The organism is Streptomyces geranii (assembly GCF_002954775.1).
GTDB classification, from domain to species: Bacteria; Actinomycetota; Actinomycetes; order Streptomycetales; family Streptomycetaceae; genus Streptomyces; species Streptomyces geranii.
In genome coordinates this window covers 14,312-32,365 of sequence record NZ_PJME01000008.1, presented here as the reverse complement: position 1 = coordinate 32,365, position 18,054 = coordinate 14,312, and the positions used below count along the sequence as shown (strand labels likewise).

Here is an 18,054-nt window from a genome sequence, read left to right as displayed (position 1 = left end):
GGAGGTCGGCGAACGACCATGCACGTCACGCATCTGTCGCTGGCCGACTTCCGCTCGTACGCCCGGGTCGAGGTCCCGCTCGAACCGGGCGTCACCGCGTTCGTGGGCCCCAACGGCCAGGGCAAGACCAACCTCGTCGAGGCGGTCGGCTACCTCGCCACCCTGGGCAGCCACCGGGTCTCCTCGGACGCGCCCCTGGTCCGCATGGGCGCCGACCGGGCGATCATCAGGGCCCAGGTCAGACAGGGCGAGCGGCAGCAGCTGGTCGAGCTGGAACTCAACCCCGGCCGCGCCAACCGCGCCCGCATCAACAGGTCGTCGCAGGTCAGACCCCGGGACGTGCTGGGGATCGTACGGACCGTGCTGTTCGCGCCGGAGGATCTCGCGCTGGTGAAGGGCGATCCGGGTGAGCGGCGGCGGTTCCTCGACGAGCTGGTCACCCTGCGCTCCCCGCGGATGGCGGGTGTGCGCTCCGACTACGACCGGGTCCTCAAGCAGCGCAACACGCTCCTGAAGTCGGCGGCGCTGGCGCGGCGGCACGGCGGGCGGACGATGGACCTGTCGACGCTCGACGTGTGGGACCAGCATCTCGCTCGCGTGGGGGCCGAGTTGCTGGCCCAGCGGCTCGACCTGATCGCCGCGCTCCAGCCGCTGGCCGACAAGGCGTACGAGCAACTGGCGCCCGGCGGCGGTCCGCTCGCCCTGGAGTACAAGCCGTCGGCGCCGGGTGAGGCGCACGCGCGCGAGGAGCTGTACGAGCAGCTGATGGGGGCCCTGGCGGAGGTGCGCAAGCAGGAGATCGAGCGTGGCGTCACGCTCGTGGGGCCGCATCGCGACGACGTCCACCTCAAGCTCGGCTCGCTGCCCGCCAAGGGGTACGCGTCGCACGGGGAGTCGTGGTCGTACGCGCTGGCGCTGCGGCTGGCCTCGTACGACCTGCTGCGGGCCGAGGGGAACGAGCCGGTGCTGGTGCTCGACGACGTGTTCGCGGAACTGGACACGCGGCGCCGGGAGCGGCTGGCGGAGCTGGTGGCGCCCGGCGAGCAGGTGCTGGTGACGGCCGCGGTCGACGACGACGTACCGCATGTGCTGGCCGGCACGCGGTATGCGGTGGCCGACGGGGTGGTGGAGCGCGCGTGAGCACCCAGGAGCCCTTGTCCGGGGGGAACCCCGAGGAAGCCCCCAGGCCGACCCCGGAGCCGTCCGGGGTGGATCTGGCGCGGGTGGCGTTGCGGGCGGCGAAAGAGGCGGCACGCGCGCGTGGGGACGCGGCCCAGCAGAAGAAGCAGTCGCGTCGCGGGGGCGGTCTGCGGTCCGGTTCGGGGCGGGACCGGCGGGACCCCATGGCGCTGGGCGCGGCGATCAACCGCCTGGTGACGGAGCGCGGGTGGGACGCGCCGGCCGCGGTGGGCGGGGTGATGGGGCGCTGGCCGCAGATCGTGGGCGCGGATCTGGCCAACCACTGCGAGCCGGAGTCGTACGACGAGGACGAGCGGGTGCTGACGGTGCGCTGCGACTCGACGGCGTGGGCGACGAATGTGCGGCTGCTCGCGCCGCAGCTCGTCGCACGGTTGAACGAGGATCTCGGGCACGGCCGGGTGCGGCTGCTCAAGGTGCTGGGGCCGAACGGCCCGGCCCGGCGTTTCGGCCCGTTGCGGGCCCCCGGGAGCACGGGTCCGGGTGACACCTACGGGTGAGCCCCGACACTCACCACGGGTGAGGTGTGTCACACGAGGGGCAGGTCGGGGGCGTGCGGACGGTGGTACGCGCGTTTGCGAATTCCTAGGTGACTCCCCGGTAGCCATGGGTTGACACCCGGAAGCGCTGAGTGCCTCTCCAAGCCTCTTGGAGCCCCGCTCCGCATATGGGGACTCGGGAGAGACCGGTTGAGGGCGGCACATGCGGACTCAGGTACCGGCAAACCCCCATCACTGTCGGCGCTACCGGTAGACTGGGAGCTAATCCCGCCCCATTGGAGGGGATCACCGGGAAATGGTGTCCCACCGCTGACCAAGGCTTACCAACGCAACATGCCGCAGCCGCTCCGGCCACCCTCCCCAACAGGGGGGATCCCCAGGAGTTCGGCTTGTGCTGTGCCAGAAAGGGCGCTTCGTGGCCGATTCCGGCAACCCCAACGAGAACATCCCGTCCACCGAGGCCCCGGCCACCACGCCCGAGGCCTCAGCCACGGCGTACGACGCCAACGCCATCACCGTCCTCGAGGGTCTGGACGCGGTCCGCAAGCGACCCGGCATGTACATCGGTTCGACCGGTGAGCGCGGTCTGCACCACCTGGTGCAGGAGGTCGTCGACAACTCGGTCGACGAGGCGCTGGCCGGGCACGCGGACACCATCGACGTGACGATCCTGGCCGACGGCGGCGTGCGCGTCATCGACAACGGCCGTGGCATCCCGGTGGGCATCGTCCCGTCCGAGGGCAAACCGGCCGTCGAGGTCGTGCTGACCGTGCTGCACGCGGGCGGCAAGTTCGGCGGCGGCGGCTACGCGGTCTCCGGCGGTCTGCACGGCGTCGGCGTCTCCGTCGTGAACGCCCTGTCCAGCAGGGTCGCCGTCGAGGTGAAGACGGACGGCTACCGCTGGACGCAGGACTACAAGCTGGGCGTCCCGACGGCCCCGCTGGCCCAGCACGAGGCGACGCAGGAGCACGGCACGTCGGTCACCTTCTGGGCCGACGGCGACATCTTCGAGACCACCGAGTACTCCTTCGAGACGCTGTCGCGGCGCTTCCAGGAGATGGCGTTCCTCAACAAGGGGTTGACGATCAACCTCACCGACGAGCGCGAGGTGGCGAAGGCCACGACCGGTGCGGACGAGGCGGGTGCCGACGCGAAGGAAGAGGTCAGGACCGTCTCGTACCACTACGAGGGCGGCATCGTCGACTTCGTGAAGCACCTCAACTCCCGCAAGGGGGACGTGGTCCACGCGACCATCATCGACCTGGAGGCGGAGGACAAGGACAAGAGCCTGTCCCTCGAGGTCGCGATGCAGTGGAACACCGGTTACAGCGAGGGTGTGTACTCCTTCGCCAACATCATCCACACGCACGAGGGCGGTACGCACGAGGAGGGCTTCCGGGCGGCGCTGACCTCGCTGATCAACAAGTACGCGCGCGACAAGAAGCTGCTCCGCGAGAAGGACGACAACCTCACGGGCGACGACATCCGCGAGGGTCTGACCGCGATCATCTCGGTCAAGCTGGCCGAACCGCAGTTCGAGGGCCAGACGAAGACCAAGCTGGGCAACACGGAGGCGAAGACCTTCGTCCAGAAGGCGGTCTACGAGCACCTCAACGACTGGCTGGACCGCAACCCGGTCGAGGCCTCGGACATCATCCGCAAGGGCATCCAGGCGGCCACCGCGCGCGTGGCGGCCCGCAAGGCCCGTGACCTGACGCGTCGCAAGGGTCTGCTGGAGACGGCGTCGCTGCCGGGCAAGCTGTCCGACTGCCAGTCGAACGACCCGACCAAGTGCGAGATCTTCATCGTCGAGGGTGACTCCGCCGGCGGTTCGGCCAAGTCGGGCCGCAACCCGCAGTACCAGGCGATCCTCCCGATCCGCGGCAAGATCCTGAACGTGGAGAAGGCGCGGATCGACAAGATCCTGCAGAACCAGGAGATCCAGGCGCTGATCTCGGCGTTCGGTACGGGTGTCCACGAGGACTTCGACATCGCGCGGCTGCGCTATCACAAGATCATCCTCATGGCGGACGCCGACGTCGACGGCCAGCACATCAACACCCTGCTGCTGACATTCCTGTTCCGCTTCATGCGCCCGCTGGTCGAGGCCGGACACGTGTTCCTGTCCAGGCCGCCGCTGTACAAGATCAAGTGGGGCCGGGACGACTTCGAGTACGCGTACTCGGACCGTGAGCGCGACGCCCTGATCGAGCTGGGCCGGCAGGCCGGAAAGCGGGTCCGCGAGGACTCGATCCAGCGCTTCAAGGGCCTCGGCGAGATGAACGCCGAGGAGCTGCGCATCACGACGATGGACCAGGAGCACCGGGTCCTCGGCCAGGTCACGCTCGACGACGCCGCGCAGGCCGACGACCTGTTCTCGGTCCTGATGGGCGAGGACGTCGAGGCACGCCGCGCGTTCATCCAGCGCAACGCCAAGGACGTCCGCTTCCTCGACATCTGAGTCGGTCTTCTCCGCTGACCGCACCAGGAAGGATCTTCACCAGCAATGGCCGACGAAAACACCCCGAGCACGCCTGAAGAAGGCGGCGAGATCACTCTGCGCGTCGAGCCCGTCGGGCTCGAGACGGAGATGCAGCGCTCGTATCTCGACTACGCGATGTCCGTCATCGTGTCGCGCGCGCTGCCCGACGTCCGGGACGGTCTCAAGCCCGTCCACCGCCGCGTCCTGTACGCGATGTACGACGGCGGCTACCGGCCCGAGAAGGGCTTCTACAAGTGCGCCCGTGTCGTCGGTGACGTCATGGGCACCTACCACCCGCACGGCGACTCCTCGATCTACGACGCGCTGGTCCGTCTCGCGCAGCCGTGGTCGATGCGGATGCCGCTGGTGGACTCCAACGGCAACTTCGGCTCTCCCGGCAACGACCCGGCCGCCGCCATGCGGTACACCGAGTGCAAGCTGAAGCCGCTGTCCATGGAGATGGTCCGGGACATCGACGAGGACACCGTCGACTTCACGGACAACTACGACGGCCGCAACCAGGAGCCGACGGTTCTGCCGGCCCGCTTCCCGAACCTGCTGATCAACGGCTCGGCGGGTATCGCGGTCGGCATGGCGACGAACATCCCGCCGCACAACCTCCGCGAGGTCGCGGCCGGTGCCCAGTGGTACCTGGAGAACCCCGAGGCCTCCCACGAGGAGCTGCTCGACGCCCTGATCGAGCGCATCAAGGGCCCCGACTTCCCGAGCGGCGCCCTGGTGGTGGGCCGCAAGGGCATCGAGGAGGCGTACCGCACCGGCCGCGGCTCGATCACGATGCGCGCGGTCGTCGACGTCGAGGAGATCCAGAACCGCCAGTGCCTGGTGGTCACCGAACTCCCCTACCAGGTCAACCCGGACAACCTCGCGCAGAAGATTGCCGACCTGGTGAAGGACGGCAAGATCGGCGGCATCGCGGACGTCCGCGACGAGACGTCGTCCCGTACGGGCCAGCGCCTGGTCATCGTCCTGAAGCGGGACGCGGTCGCCAAGGTCGTCCTGAACAACCTGTACAAGCACACCGACCTGCAGACCAACTTCGGCGCGAACATGCTGGCGCTGGTGGACGGCGTACCGCGGACCCTGTCCCTGGACGCGTTCATCCGGCACTGGGTGACGCACCAGATCGAGGTCATCGTCCGGCGTACGCGCTTCAGGCTGCGCAAGGCCGAGGAGCGCGCGCACATCCTGCGCGGCCTCCTGAAGGCCCTGGACGCCATCGACGAGGTCATCGCGCTGATCCGGCGCAGCGACACCGTCGAGATCGCGCGGGAGGGCCTGATGGGCCTCCTGGAGATCGACGACATCCAGGCCAACGCGATCCTGGAGATGCAGCTGCGCCGGCTGGCGGCCCTGGAGCGGCAGAAGATCGTCTCCGAGCACGACGAGCTGCAGGCGAAGATCCGCGAGTACAACGAGATCCTGGCCTCGCCGGTGCGTCAGCGCGGCATCATCAGCGAGGAACTCGCCGCGATCGTCGAGAAGTTCGGCGACGACCGGCGCTCCAAGCTGGTGCCGTTCGACGGTGACATGTCCATCGAGGACCTGATCGCCGAAGAGGACATCGTCGTCACGATCTCGCGCGGCGGCTACGTCAAGCGCACCAAGACCGAGGACTACCGCTCGCAGAAGCGCGGCGGAAAGGGTGTCCGCGGTACGAAGCTCAAGGAAGACGACATCGTCGACCACTTCTTCGTGTCGACGACCCACCATTGGCTGCTGTTCTTCACCAACAAGGGCCGCGTCTACCGCGCGAAGGCGTACGAACTGCCGGACGCCGGACGTGACGCGCGTGGACAGCACGTCGCCAACCTGTTGGCCTTCCAGCCGGACGAGTCGATCGCGCAGATCCTCGCGATCCGCACCTACGAGGTGGCGCCCTACCTGATCCTGGCCACCAAGGGCGGTCTGGTGAAGAAGACGCCTCTGAAGGATTACGATTCGCCGCGTTCCGGTGGTGTCATCGCGATCAACCTCCGGGAGACGGAGGACGGTTCCGACGACGAACTGATCGGAGCCGAACTCGTCTCGTCAGAAGATGATCTACTTCTGATCAGCAGGAAGGCACAGTCGATCAGGTTCACGGCGACGGACGACGCACTGCGTCCGATGGGCCGCGCCACCTCGGGTGTCAAGGGCATGAGCTTCCGTGAGGGAGACCAGCTGCTCTCGATGAATGTTGTTCGACCCGGTACGTTCGTGTTCACTGCCACAGACGGCGGGTACGCGAAGCGGACCAACGTCGACGAGTACCGCGTCCAGGGTCGCGGCGGCCTCGGTATCAAGGCCGCCAAGATCGTCGAGGACCGCGGTTCTCTCGTCGGTGCGCTGGTGGTCGAGGAGACCGACGAGATCCTCGCCATCACGCTCTCCGGCGGTGTTATTCGTACGCGAGTCAATGAGGTCAGGGAGACGGGCCGTGACACCATGGGCGTCCAACTGATCAACCTGGGCAAGCGCGATGCCGTCGTCGGCATCGCACGTAACGCCGAGGCGGGACGCGAGGCCGAGGAGGTCGACGGCGAGGACGCCGTCGACGAGCCGGCCGAGGGTGCCGCGACCACCGGCACGGACGAGGGCGATCAGTCCTCGTCGGAGTAGCGCGAGGAGTGAGTCATCGTGAGCGGAGCCACGGGCGCCGGTTCGTCCGGCAGTTCGTCCGGTCCCTCGACCGGTACGGACAAAGACGGCGGCGGTCGTGGCTCCGCCGCGCGTGCGACCGATGGGCAGGGTGCGCGGGACGCACACAGTGCGACAGATCCGCACACGACCAACCTGCAGGCCATCAAGCCCCGTACGACGGGCAAGCGCTCGCCCGACACACATGGATCCCAGGGATCCCAGGGGGGAACCGTGACGGACGCCAGAGGTCCGCAGACCCAGCAGTACGGGGCCGGCGCGGGCCCGGCGGGCCAGGGCGCCCCCGCTGCCCTGCCGGTGGCGGAGCCGGCCGCACAGCGCGCCGCCGCGCCGCCCCAGCAGCAGGGTTCGCAGCAGCAGGGCCTGCAGCAGGGTTCGCCGCTGCCCGGTGAGCGTCAGCAGCACCAGCCCGCGGGGCCCTACCACCCGCCGCAGGCCTATCCGCCGGCCGCTCCGGCGGCCCCGGTCCAGGCTCCGGCGGGCAATCAGGCGGCGGGGGCCGTACGGCTGCCGCGCACGGGGGCGCGCACGCTGCCGCGTACGCGCAAGGCACGGCTGCGCGTGGCGAAGGCCGACCCGTGGTCGGTGATGAAGGTCAGCTTCCTGCTGTCGATCGCGCTGGGCATCTGCACGATCGTCGCGGCGGTCGTCCTGTGGATGGTCATGGACGCGATGGGCGTCTTCTCGACGGTCGGCGGCACGATCTCGGAGGCGACGGGCTCGAACGAGTCGAACGGCTTCGACCTCCAGTCCTTCCTGTCGCTGCGGAACGTCGTGCTGTTCACGTCGGTCATCGCGGTCATCGACGTCGTCCTCGCGACGGCGCTGGCGACCCTCGGCGCGTTCATCTACAACCTCTCCGCGGGCTTCGTCGGCGGCATCGAGCTGACGCTCGCCGAGGACGAGTGACCGGTCGAGCGAGCGGCTGAAGTACGGCCTCAAACCTGGCTCGGCTATCGATTTTGGGACTGGCCGCGTCGTGCGCTAATCTTCAGAGGTCAGCGCGCGGGACATACACCGCAGAGCGCGGCGGGGCTATAGCTCAGTTGGTTAGAGCGCATCCCTGATAAGGATGAGGCCACAGGTTCAAATCCTGTTAGCCCCACAGTCAGAAGACCTCCAGCCAGTCATGGTTGGGGGTCTTTCGTTTGTCCTGGTGCCTGTCTCCTGGTGCTTCCGTGTGGCTTCGTACGCAAGTTCGCCGCTACATGGGGAGGGGCAGGTTCGGGTGCGGGATCGTGCCGGACCGGTCAGGAGAGGGGCTGGGGCGCCGTCTCCGCGTCCGTGGCGGTCTCCTGCTCCGTGTCCGCCTCCGTGTCCGCGGGCGAGTGGTGGCGGCAGCTCGGGGAGGAGCCGTGGGCCTCGGCCCGGATGCGCTGCTTCATCGTGGGGGGCAGGGAGCGGGCGTAGGACCAGTCCCAGGCGGCTGTCGCGAGAGGCGCCGCGGGTGCGGTGGCGCAGTTGCGGGCCGGGTGGCTGTCGGCTACGGCCGCGGTGGCGGTCGTCGTGATCAGGCCGAGCGTCGTGCACAGCGCCAGGAAGGCGGTGACGACGGCGGTCCACAGCTTCAAGACCTTGTTCTGGGCCATGGCCCCTCACTTTCGGGTTGGGCGATTTGCGTACTTTCCTCATGATGTGTATGGCGGACCGGAAGTGGTGGACCTGCGACCGTGGCGCGTCGATCTTCTGATGAACACCACTCGGATGGACGCAAGGGGGGCAATGTCCGCAAATGGTCACCGTGCGTGGAGGTGTGATCACCTTCCGATCGGAGCGGTCTCGTCCGCTTCTACTGCGGTGCGCCGGGCGGGAGTTGGCGGCCCGCGTAGGTAACCGATCGGTCTCGGCCGGAGGGTATAGTCGGGCGCCAGAGGTCCCCTACGTCAAGGAAAGACGAGGTCGCACGGTGAAGAAGCTTCTCCTGGTCGCACTGGCCGCCATCGGCGGGCTCCTCGTGTACCGCCAGATCCAGGCGGATCGCGCCGAGCAGGACCTGTGGACGGAGGCGACCGACTCCGTGCCCACGGGTTCCTGAGTATCGACAGCAGTCTGTGAACAGACCCCGGCCGCCGACGCGGTCGGGGTTTTGTGTTCTCCGGAGCTGACGGACAGTTCGCCGTCGTTAATGAAATGGTTGCTTGGGCAAATTCAAGCCTCCTTAGGGCAGCCGTTTCGGGCAGTCGTGCGAATTGCGTGGGTGGTGGGGCGGACGGCGGGGCAGGATGAGCGACGGCCCGGGCAGAAACGGTGCCCGGGCAGGGACGGGCCCGGCGGACGTTCGGGCGGCGAACGGGACTAGGGGGGCGCGTGATGGGGCGGCGCACGGTACGGGGCGCGGTCGTGACGGCGGTGCTGTGCGCGCTGGCGGCAGCGGGCACGGGGCCGGGGGCCGGCTCCGCGGCGGTCGCCGCGCCGGATCCGTACGCCTACGGCTTCGCCGCGGACGCGCAGGCCGTCGAAGGCGCCGAGAGCACCACCGACGCCGTACGGCTGGAGGCCGGCGGAACCTACCGGAGCACCCTCCCGGTCAACGGCAGGCTCTACTACCGCCTCGACCTCGACGCCACCTCGAACGCGTACGTCTCCGCCACCGCCGTCCCTCGCCAGGGCACGACCGTGTCCTCCTCCGACGGCGTCAAGGTGTCCGTGCAGGACGCCGACGCCCGGTCCTGCTCCTACGACAGCACCCGCTTCGGGGCCTCCCGCAGCCCGCATCCGGTCGCCGCCTGGGCCTCGCGCACGACCGACGGCGCGACGACGGCCTGCCGCAGCGCGGGCACGTACTACGTCGTCGTCGACCGCATCGACTCCGCGGGCTCCTCCGCGGACGACTGGGACCTGGAACTGACCTACGTGTCGGAGCCCGGCCTCGTCGGCGAGGGCGCCACGACCGCGCCCGAGTCCCCCGGCGCCTGGGACTCCGCCACGCCCGACCCCCTCGCCGGAGACGCCGTCACGCGCGCGGGCGGCCCCGGCTTCGCCACGGCCACCGCGGTGGGGCAGGGAGTCTGGCGGGACGAGATCACGCCCGGCCGGACGCTGTTCTACCGGGTCCCGGTCGACTGGGGGCAGCAACTGCACGCCGTGGTCGAACTGGGCAGCTCCACCGGCGACGGCGAGTTCCTCGGCAACGCGCTCGTCATGTCGCTCTACAACCCCGCGCGCGGGTACGTCGACGACGAGGGCCTCAGCTACGACGGCGACCAGGCCTCCGCCGCCCTCGACCCGCTGCCCCCGGTCGAGTACGCCAACCGCTTCGGCACCGGCGACCGGATGCGCGGGATGCGGTTCGCCGGCTCGTACTACCTCGTCGTCCATCTCGGAGACGAGATGACGGAACGATTCGGCGCGGGACCGTACGGACTGACCCTGCGCGTGCAGGTGAGCGGCACCGTGCAGGACGCGCCCGCGTATGTGGGCCAGTCCGTGCCCCGGGGCACCTTCGCGGTCACGGAGGCGGACCGGGAAGCGGCCGAGGGGTGGACGTCGGGCGGCGTGACGGGCGACACCGGAGCCGACGAGAGCACCGCGGCGAGCGGCGACGGCGACGGGGGCGGTGACGCCGTGATGCGAGTGGTCGCGGCGAGCGGCATCGGGGCGGGGAGCGCGCTGGTGCTGGGGCTCGGGCTGTGGACGCTGGTCGCCCGGCGGCGGGCAGGTCGCGCGTAGTCGCGCACTCGTCTAGCCGGGCGATCGGGTGATCGCGCCGGTGTGTGCGGCCGTGGTCGTACGGCCTGCGGTCCCGTGACCCTGCGGTTCCGCGTTCTCAGATGCGGAACAGGGCCCAGAAACCGACCGCGTAGCAGGTCAGCGCCAGGAAAAGCACCGGTATCGCCACCTTCGCGGGCGGCCCGGGACGACGCTGACGACGTCGGCCACGGCGCTGCGGAACGGCCTGCGGCGTGTCGGGAACTTGCGGGAGCGGGTCGACGTACGAAGGGGTGGAGGCGTACGTGTCCTGACGCGGCGTCGGAGCGGGGGGAACCGTCGCGGTCTGGGTCCGGGTGGTGGCCCCGTGCGCGTGCGGGGTGTCGAAGTGCGGGTGTACGTGGGCCGCCGCCGAGGGGGGAGTGGCGGAGGCCGTCGGCTGCGGCGGGGGCAGGTGGAAGCTGCCCGTGTCCGACATGGTGGACGGCTGGGGTGGCCGCGCGGAGGGCTGCGGGGGGATGGGGGCCGGCGGCGTGGGCGAGGAGCCCGAGGGCGCTGTGGAAGGTGGGTGAGCGGGGCGCGGTGGGGTGACGTCCGGGTGGGGAGGGACGCCGTTGCGCTGCGCGAGGTGACCGGGGTGGCCAAGGTGCGCGGGGTGCGTGAGCTGGGCGGGGTGGGCCTGGTGGGGTCCGCCGGGAGCCTCGGTGCCGTTCGGGGCCGGTGGCCGGGACGGTGGTACGGGGTCGCTGCCGGGCCACGCCGGGGTGGCGCCGGAGGCGGCGGGCGGCCAGGGGTGGCCGGGACCGGAGCCGGTGGGCGTGGGGTCCTCGGCAGGCCTGGCCGGCATGGCCGGTATGCCGCCGGTACCCGGTCCGGGCAGCGAGGGGAGTGTGCCCGGCGCCGGTGTCTGCAGGGGGACGTGGGCCGGGATCGGGCCCCGGGGTGGTCTGAGCCCCGGGCCCGTGTGCGTGCCGCCCGTCGCCGGGCCGGTGGGTGTGCCGTCCGGGTGCGGTTCGCGGTACGGGTCGTACGGGCGGGCCGCCCCCGGGCCGGTGTGCGGGCCGTCCGAGTCCGCGTCGCCGTACTCGCCGCCGTGCCCGGTGCCCGTCGCCTGCCCGCCCGCTGTGTTGCCGCCCGCCGCCGCTCCCGTACGCGCGCCGTTCGCGGTCACGCCCGGGGACGGCTTGAGGGGGCCCGCCGGGGCGAAACCCCTTGGGAGCGGGCCGAGTTGGTCGAAGATCTCGATCAACTCGTCGTCGGGGCCCGGCTCGGGCAGTAGCTCGGCGGCCTGGCCGAGGGCCTTGCGGGCGCCCGTGGCGGTGCGGAAGCGTGCCTGCGGGTCCGGTTGCAGCAGCGTGGCCACGACCTGCCAGAGCGGCTCGGGTATGCCCTGCGGGGCACTGGGCGTGCCGTGCTCCGCGAAGTACTCGATGAGGGCCTTGGAGTCCGGCTTGGCGCCCTCCAGGAGATAGAGCGCGACCAGGCCGACGGCGAACAGGTCGGAGGGGAAGTCCGGGTCCGCGCCCAGCATTTGCTCGGGCGCGAAGTAACCCGGCGTGCCCACCACGTAGTCGGTCTCCGTCAGCCGGGGCTCGCCCAGCCGCATCGAGATGCCGAAGTCGGACAGCCGCAGCCGCGGGCGGCCCGTGCCGGTCGCTTCGAGGAGCACGTTGGCGGGCTTGATGTCACGGTGGACGACGCCCTCCGCGTGCACGGCGGCGAGGCCCGACAGGAGCTGGTCGAGGAGGGTGCAGACGAACGCGGGCGGCAGCGGGCCGTAGTCCGCGATCAGATGGACGAGCGAGCCGCCCGCGACCAGGTCCATCGTGAACAGGACCTTGTCGTCGTCGGCGGCCCAGCTGGCCGGGGCGAGCACATGCGGGTGGTCGATCCGCAGCGCCTGTTCGCGCACGAAGCGCAGCAGCGAGTGGGCGTCGCTCTGCTGGAGCACCTTGGCGGCCACATACCGGCGGCGACGGTGGTCCCAGGCACGCCAGACGGCGCCGACTCCCCCACGCCCGATCGGGTCGGCCAGTTCGTACCGGCCGGCGAAGACCTCACCCATGGCTCTGCGTCGATCCCCCTTCGGATCCCCGCTCGGTCGGCTGCGGACCGGCGGGTGGTACGGCCCCTTCTACCCGGCGCCGGAGCCCGCTGTCACCCCGCCCGCCCAGAACCTGTCTCCATACCTGTTTCCCCGCCCAACTTCCGCGTCCGTCTTCCTGCCTGTCCGTCCTCGGTACGCCCGTCCCCTGAACGCCCGCCCCGCCGTTGCCGCTCCTGAGCCGGAGCCCGGCCGCCGAACCCCCGGTCGGCGGCCGGGCCGGCGGCTCAGTTCTGGTGGGACTGGTAGTGCGTCACGGCGTCGGAGGTGCGGCCCGCGCCGTACACCCGGAGGAACTCTGCCAGTTCCGGGTGGCTCGGGGCGAGAGTGTCCGCCGCGTCGATGATGTCCCCCGCGGCGGCCACCGAGCGCAGCAGCGACTGGATCTCGCGGACCACCCGCTTGACCGTGGGCGCCCCCGAACTCGTCGTGGACTGCGTGGTGTTGCTGAGCACCGAACCCCCCTGCGACTTCTTGATCTCGTCCATCCGCTCGGTCGCCTCGGCCGCGCTGACGCTGCCGTCCGCGACCTGACCGGCCAGATCCTGCAGCAACTGAACGCGCTGCACCACCGCCGGATTGCCGATCTTGGCCCGCTGGCCGCTCATCAGCTGTGACAGCATCGGCGCGGACAGCCCCAGTACCCCCGCGAGGCGAGCCTGGTTGAGACCAAGATCGTCGATGAGCTTACGGAAGAGCGCCCCCAGCGGCTCCCCGTACCAGTTCCGCTGAAGCTCCCGCGCTCTTGCGGTTGCTTCCTGCTGTGCGGCATCCATTGCGTCTCCCCATCGCTTCCCCAAATACCGCGGTTCGCTGTAGCGAACCACGTCGAGCATCTTACGGAGAGTGGTCGTTCACGGGGACCCCCAATCCTTTTGCGAGATACGGGGGATGACCCGGTACTCTGGTCGTCGGCACCCACCAGGACCTGGTTGTTCCGGGTAGTTCTGGGCGGACGCCTTCCTTCGGGGCCTTAGCTCAGTTGGTAGAGCGCTGTCTTTGCATGGCAGATGTCAGGGGTTCGACTCCCCTAGGCTCCACCCCCGAAATGCCCCCTGAACTGCGGAAACGCAGTTCAGGGGGCATTTTTCGCGGACGCTGCGCACCTCGGCGGGTGGGCTCAGCGGTACCCCGATGGTGGGGCCAGCTACACCATCGGTTCGGGAGTACACGTCATCGTTTCCCAGAGCGCGCGACGGCATCGTTGAACCCAGTTGATCCCCGTGATCCACAGAGGTCCACAGCCACCCCGCCGGAAGGAAACCGCCGTGAAGTCGCAGCTCTCGTCGAAGCCCAGCACCACCGGCGCCGCTGCTGCTCCCGGGCCGTTCGCCTCCTTCGCCCGGTTCGTGCTGTGCGGCGGTGGCGTCGGCCTCCTCTCCAGCGGCGCCGTCGCACTGCTCGCCGCAGCGATGCCCTGGGCGCTGGCCAACGCGCTGATCACGGTCGCCTCGACCATCCTGTGCACCGAACTCCACGCCCGCTTCACCTTCGGCGCCGGCAAGCGCGCCGGCTGGCGCCAGCACTGGCAGTCGGCCGGCTCGGCCACCGCCGCCTACGTCGTCACCTGCGTCGCGATGTTCGTCCTGCACCTGGTCCAGTCCTCGCCGGGCATGCTGACCGAGCAGATCGTCTACCTCAGCGCCTCCGGCCTCGCCGGCATAGGCCGCTTCCTGGTCCTCCGGGTCTTCGTCTTCGCCGTCGGCCGGAACAAGAGCACGGCCTCGGCTCCGGCTCCGGCTCAGGCCCCGGTCCTGGTGCCGGTGGAGATCCCGGTGCCGGTCACGGCCCCGGTCCCGGCCGCTGCCCCGGTCGCGGTGGCCGCGCCGGCCCTCCGCAGGGTGCTGCGCGCCCCGGCCATGACCGGCCTCGGCAGCCTCGGCGCACGCACCCGGCTGGCCGTCTCCTGACGAGGCGACACCGGGCCGGGCCTCACACCAGCGTCGACGTCGAGTCGGCGCTGTCGCCCGTGGCCGGGCCGCCGGACTCCGCCGCCCGCGTCGGCGGATGCTGCTGGACCCGCTTCTCGCCCTCCACGTCCACATGCGGCAGCAGCCGGTCCAGCCACCCCGGGAGCCGGCTGACCCGATCACCGACCAGCGCCAGCACGGCAGGTACGAAGGCCGGCCGGACGACGAACGCGTCGAAACAGCACGGCGATGGCCAGACCGAAGCCGACCCTCTTGATCATCGACTCACCGGCGGTGATGAAGCCGGAGAACACCGCGATCATGATCAGCGCGGCGGCCACGACCACCTGCGTGCTGTACCGGAACCCGGCCACCACGGCCGCGATGGCGATACCGATGACCTCGCCCGCCCCGCCCGCCGACGGCTGGCTCGCCAGCGCCGTACCCCCGACCTCGACGGTCGGACCGGCGTCCCGGGCCCGCTCCACGGCGGCCCTCAGCGCAGCCTTGCTCGCGTCGATGAGTTCGTCCGCCATCACCGTGTAGGTGACCGTCGCGAACGCCGTCGTCCCGCTCTGGCTCAGCGAGTCGGCGGTCCGGAACGGGTTCACCACACCGGCGACCTGTGGCCTGTCCGACACCTCGCCCGCCAGCCGGTCGATCGCCGCCCGCTCGTCGGACGCGGTGACCTCTGCCCGCCCGTCGAGAAGATCCCGCCGTCGAACGGCCGACGGCGATGTTTCACGTGAAACACAGCTCCGGACTGTTTCACGTGAAACATCGCCGCGCCCTCAACCGTCAGCGACGGCCCTCGTCGCCCTCCGCCGCCTCCGACTCGGCCTCCTTCGCCTCGACCTCCGGGTCCAGGACCGACGGAACCGTGCCGTCCACCGACGTCAACCGGCCCGTCTCCGGGACCTCGGTCGCGGCGGGCGGCTCGACCAGCCAGTCAGGGTTGGCCTGCTTGTCCCACCACTTCCACGCGGCGAACGCACCGCCCGCCAGGACCCCCAGCACGGCCAGCCCCTTCACGAGCCGGCCCGCCCGGGCCCGCCGCTCGTGCCTGCGGGTCAGCTTCCGGATCTCCTGCGGGGTGACCTGACCGCGCAGCGCGGCCAGCGCCGCGGCACCCCGCGCGGCGGCTTCCTCTCGTACGGGCCCGGCCGCCGCGACCGCCCGCTCCACCCGCGGCGCGGTGTAGTCGGCGGCCTGCCGGGCGGCCCTGGCGGTACGGACAGCGGCCTCGTGGGCGGCATGGTCGACCTTCGGCGGCACATGCGTACGGGCCTGCTCCAGGCGCGGCGCGAGATGCGCGCCGTACTGGACACGGGCCTGTTCCGCGGCCTGGGACACCTTGGGCGCAAGCCGTACGCGTGCCTCGTGTGCGTACTGCGTGGCCCTGTCCTTGGCCGTGTCGGCGTAGGGCGCCACCACGTCCGCTGCGTGCAGGACGCTGTCCTTGGCCGAGCCGGTTGCGGCACGCACGCTTTCGATGCGGGTCACAGGATCCTCCTCCTCGGTGGCGTACGGTTATTCGACTCTCCACCCTTTGACGGATCATGCCCGGCAATACGACACGGGGCATGCGAGGGCGGGCATCCGGGTCATGGACGGCCGATCACGCGGGACTGACGGCACCGAACCGGTCGCATGTGGCAGCGGATGACGATCACATGCAATAGCGATGAATACAGGGCAACAAGAGCTTGTCGTCGACAATGCCACGGATCGCAGCCCCGCGCCCCCGTCCTGTGCCTACTCGGCGCCCACTCGACCGGTTTTCTCCGCAGCGCCCGACGCGCAAGCGGAATCGCCCGAATTTCGCTCGGAGGAGGGTGCCGGGCGACGCACGGCGTGGACCGTGCAAGGATCTGGGAGTCACAAGAGGACAACGGAAGGCAGATCGTGGCCGAGCAGCTTTACGCCACCCTGAAGACCAACCACGGCGACATCGAAGTCCGGCTCCTGCCGAACCACGCGCCCAAGACGGTCCAGAACTTCGTCGAACTCGCCACCGGTGAGCGTGAGTGGACCAACCCGACGACCGGTGAGAAGTCCAAGGACAAGCTCTACGACGGCACGGTCTTCCACCGGGTGATCAGCGGATTCATGATCCAGGGCGGCGACCCCCTCGGCAACGGCACCGGCGGCCCCGGCTACCAGTTCGAGGACGAGTTCCACCCGGACCTCCGCTTCGACAAGCCGTACCTCCTGGCCATGGCCAACGCCGGCCCGGCCACCAACGGCTCACAGTTCTTCATCACCGTCTCCCCGACGGCCTGGCTGACCCGCAAGCACACCATCTTCGGTGAGATCACCGACGCGGCCAGCCAGAAGATCGTCGACGCCATCGCCACCACGGCGACCAACCCGCGCACCGACCGCCCCGTCAGCGACGTGGTCATCGAGTCGGTCGTCGTCGAGAAGCGCTAGGACCCACACCCCGCAACGCCTCCCACCGGCTCCGTCCGAAGGGAGCCGGCAGGGAACCAAACGCCCCGCTCATCCGTAAGGATGGGCGGGGCGGTGCATTGCATACGACGACGAACCGTACGACGACGGACCTAAGGACTTAGGGGATCCCATGGACCAGGCGCCAGGCAGCCCGCAGGGCCCACAGGACGCCCCCAGCCTGCCCACCTGCTACCGCCACCCGGACCGCGAGACAGGCATCCGCTGCACCCGCTGCGAACGCCCCATCTGCCCCGAGTGCATGGTCAACGCCTCCGTCGGCTTCCAGTGCCCCGAGTGCGTGCGCAACGGCTCGGGCACCGGACACGCGCCGAACGCCTCCACCCCCCGCACCATCGCGGGCGGCACCGTCACAGCCGACCCCAGGCTCCTCACCAAGATCCTGATCGGCATCAACCTCGCCGCCTACCTGGTCCAGCTGACACTCGGCGACCAGTTCACCCAACGCTTCGAACTCATCGGCAGCGCCTACTACCAGCAGTTCGACTCGGCACAGGGTGTCGCCGAGGGCCAGTGGTACCGCCTGCTGACCTCGATGTTCCTGCACGGCAGCATCATGCACATCCTCTTCAACATGCTCAGCCTGTGGTGGATCGGCGGCCCCCTGGAAGCCGCCCTCGGCCGCGCCCGCTACCTCACGCTGTACGTCGTCTCAGGCCTCGCCGGCAGCGCGCTGACGTATCTGATCGAGGCCCCGACCACGCCGTCGCTCGGCGCCTCCGGCGCCATCTTCGGCCTCTTCGGCGCGACCGCCGTCCTGATGCGCCGCCTCAACTACGACATGCGGCCGATCCTCGCCCTGCTGGTGATCAACCTCATCTTCACCTTCGGCCCGCTCAACATCGCCTGGCAGGCCCACATCGGCGGCCTCGTCGCCGGCGTCGTCATCGGCTACGCCATGGTCCACGCCCCGCGCGAGCGCCGGTCCCTGGTCCAGTACGGCGTCTGCGCGGTGGTCCTGGTCGCGGTGCTCGTGATGACACTGATCCGCACAGGCCAGCTGCTCTAGCGCGACCCGGCAAGGAGCGTCGGCAAGGGGCGCCGGCGAGGCGCCCCGACAGGTCACTCCTGTCACTGGGTGCC

Annotated in this window: 14 protein-coding genes, 2 tRNA genes and 2 pseudogenes; 12 read left to right on the top strand and 6 right to left on the bottom strand. The window is 70.1% G+C overall.

Translation table 11 applies throughout. The features are described 5' to 3' along the window. The first annotated feature begins 18 nt into the window (after positions 1-18). The 6 genes from recF (at position 19) to CW359_RS13870 (ending at position 7,942) form a co-directional block, all read left to right on the top strand. Positions 19-1,140 (top strand): DNA replication/repair protein RecF, encoded by a 1,122-nt coding sequence (gene recF / locus CW359_RS13895; RefSeq protein WP_105970232.1) that lies wholly within the window; start codon positions 19-21, stop codon positions 1,138-1,140. Further along, positions 1,137-1,697 carry a DciA family protein gene (locus tag CW359_RS13890; protein WP_105970231.1) on the top strand — a complete coding sequence of 187 codons (561 nt, stop codon included), beginning with the start codon at positions 1,137-1,139 and terminating at the stop codon, positions 1,695-1,697. Before recF ends, CW359_RS13890 begins: the two co-directional genes overlap by 4 nt. A gap of 391 nt (positions 1,698-2,088) precedes the next feature. Then, a complete protein-coding gene (gene gyrB, locus CW359_RS13885) occupies positions 2,089-4,158 on the top strand; it encodes a DNA topoisomerase (ATP-hydrolyzing) subunit B (protein WP_105970230.1) in 2,070 nt (689 codons plus the stop codon). A 45-nt stretch (positions 4,159-4,203) separates the two neighbouring features. Then, positions 4,204-6,798: a DNA gyrase subunit A gene (gene gyrA / locus CW359_RS13880; protein WP_105970229.1), complete on the top strand. Its 2,595-nt coding sequence runs from the start codon at positions 4,204-4,206 to the stop codon at positions 6,796-6,798. An 18-nt stretch (positions 6,799-6,816) separates the two neighbouring features. After that, positions 6,817-7,746, top strand: a complete 930-nt coding sequence (locus CW359_RS13875; RefSeq protein WP_105970228.1) for a DUF3566 domain-containing protein — start codon at positions 6,817-6,819, stop codon at positions 7,744-7,746. Between the two features lie 122 nt (positions 7,747-7,868). Further along, positions 7,869-7,942: transfer RNA gene (locus CW359_RS13870), tRNA-Ile, on the top strand. Between the two features lie 145 nt (positions 7,943-8,087). On the opposite strand, the gene CW359_RS13865 is transcribed toward CW359_RS13870, so the two are convergent. Beyond that, positions 8,088-8,426: a DUF6344 domain-containing protein gene (locus tag CW359_RS13865; RefSeq protein WP_105970227.1), complete on the bottom strand. Its 339-nt coding sequence runs from the start codon at positions 8,424-8,426 to the stop codon at positions 8,088-8,090. A gap of 317 nt (positions 8,427-8,743) precedes the next feature. Here CW359_RS13865 and CW359_RS46405 point away from each other — a divergent pair, with 317 nt between their 5' ends. Both CW359_RS46405 and CW359_RS13855 read left to right on the top strand, forming a co-directional pair. Beyond that, the gene (locus CW359_RS46405; protein WP_003999697.1) at positions 8,744-8,872 is read left to right on the top strand and encodes a DLW-39 family protein; all 129 of its coding nucleotides are present in this window, start codon (positions 8,744-8,746) and stop codon (positions 8,870-8,872) included. Positions 8,873-9,147: 275 nt separating this feature from the next. Next, positions 9,148-10,506, top strand: a complete 1,359-nt coding sequence (locus CW359_RS13855) for a hypothetical protein (protein ID WP_332874974.1) — start codon at positions 9,148-9,150, stop codon at positions 10,504-10,506. Positions 10,507-10,603: 97 nt separating this feature from the next. Here CW359_RS13855 and CW359_RS13850 read toward each other — a convergent pair whose 3' ends face one another. Together CW359_RS13850 and CW359_RS13845 are read right to left on the bottom strand one after the other, a co-directional pair. Further along, the gene (locus CW359_RS13850) at positions 10,604-12,550 is read right to left on the bottom strand and encodes a serine/threonine-protein kinase (protein ID WP_105970224.1); all 1,947 of its coding nucleotides are present in this window, start codon (positions 12,548-12,550) and stop codon (positions 10,604-10,606) included. Between the two features lie 266 nt (positions 12,551-12,816). Further along, entirely contained in the window at positions 12,817-13,365 is a 549-nt protein-coding gene (locus CW359_RS13845; RefSeq protein WP_105970223.1) for a helix-turn-helix domain-containing protein, read from the bottom strand. A gap of 191 nt (positions 13,366-13,556) precedes the next feature. On the opposite strand from CW359_RS13845, the gene CW359_RS13840 reads away from it, so the two are divergent. Further along, positions 13,557-13,629: transfer RNA gene (locus CW359_RS13840), tRNA-Ala, on the top strand. A gap of 228 nt (positions 13,630-13,857) precedes the next feature. Beyond that, a complete protein-coding gene (locus tag CW359_RS13835; RefSeq protein WP_232838390.1) occupies positions 13,858-14,499 on the top strand; it encodes a GtrA domain-containing protein in 642 nt (213 codons plus the stop codon). Between the two features lie 22 nt (positions 14,500-14,521). Here CW359_RS13835 and CW359_RS46400 read toward each other — a convergent pair. The 3 genes and pseudogenes from CW359_RS46400 to CW359_RS13825 form a co-directional block, all read right to left on the bottom strand. Then, positions 14,522-14,879 (bottom strand): annotated as a pseudogene (locus CW359_RS46400) (MMPL family transporter); the annotation flags it as partial. A gap of 54 nt (positions 14,880-14,933) precedes the next feature. Then, a pseudogene (locus CW359_RS46395) lies at positions 14,934-15,140 on the bottom strand (hypothetical protein); the annotation flags it as partial. Positions 15,141-15,297: 157 nt separating this feature from the next. After that, a complete protein-coding gene (locus CW359_RS13825) occupies positions 15,298-16,002 on the bottom strand; it encodes a DUF5324 family protein (protein WP_105970222.1) in 705 nt (234 codons plus the stop codon). A 402-nt stretch (positions 16,003-16,404) separates the two neighbouring features. Here CW359_RS13825 and CW359_RS13820 point away from each other — a divergent pair, with 402 nt between their 5' ends. Then, positions 16,405-16,932 carry a peptidylprolyl isomerase gene (locus tag CW359_RS13820; RefSeq protein WP_105970221.1) on the top strand — a complete coding sequence of 176 codons (528 nt, stop codon included), beginning with the start codon at positions 16,405-16,407 and terminating at the stop codon, positions 16,930-16,932. 151 nt (positions 16,933-17,083) lie between these two features. After that, the gene (locus CW359_RS13815) at positions 17,084-17,980 is read left to right on the top strand and encodes a rhomboid family intramembrane serine protease (protein WP_105970220.1); all 897 of its coding nucleotides are present in this window, start codon (positions 17,084-17,086) and stop codon (positions 17,978-17,980) included. Positions 17,981-18,054 lie beyond the last annotated feature (74 nt).

Bases quoted from the DNA above. Each gene is read 5' to 3' on its own strand.
- CW359_RS13855 (WP_332874974.1), top strand. From the start codon at position 9,148: ATGGGGCGGCGCACGGTACGGGGCGCGGTCGTGACGGCGGTGCTGTGC.
- recF (WP_105970232.1), top strand. From the start codon at position 19: ATGCACGTCACGCATCTGTCGCTGGCCGACTTCCGCTCGTACGCCCGG.
- CW359_RS13850 (WP_105970224.1), bottom strand. From the start codon at position 12,550: ATGGGTGAGGTCTTCGCCGGCCGGTACGAACTGGCCGACCCGATCGGG.
- gyrA (WP_105970229.1), top strand. From the start codon at position 4,204: ATGGCCGACGAAAACACCCCGAGCACGCCTGAAGAAGGCGGCGAGATC.
- CW359_RS13815 (WP_105970220.1), top strand. From the start codon at position 17,084: ATGGACCAGGCGCCAGGCAGCCCGCAGGGCCCACAGGACGCCCCCAGC.
- CW359_RS13845 (WP_105970223.1), bottom strand. From the start codon at position 13,365: ATGGATGCCGCACAGCAGGAAGCAACCGCAAGAGCGCGGGAGCTTCAG.
- CW359_RS13865 (WP_105970227.1), bottom strand. From the start codon at position 8,426: ATGGCCCAGAACAAGGTCTTGAAGCTGTGGACCGCCGTCGTCACCGCC.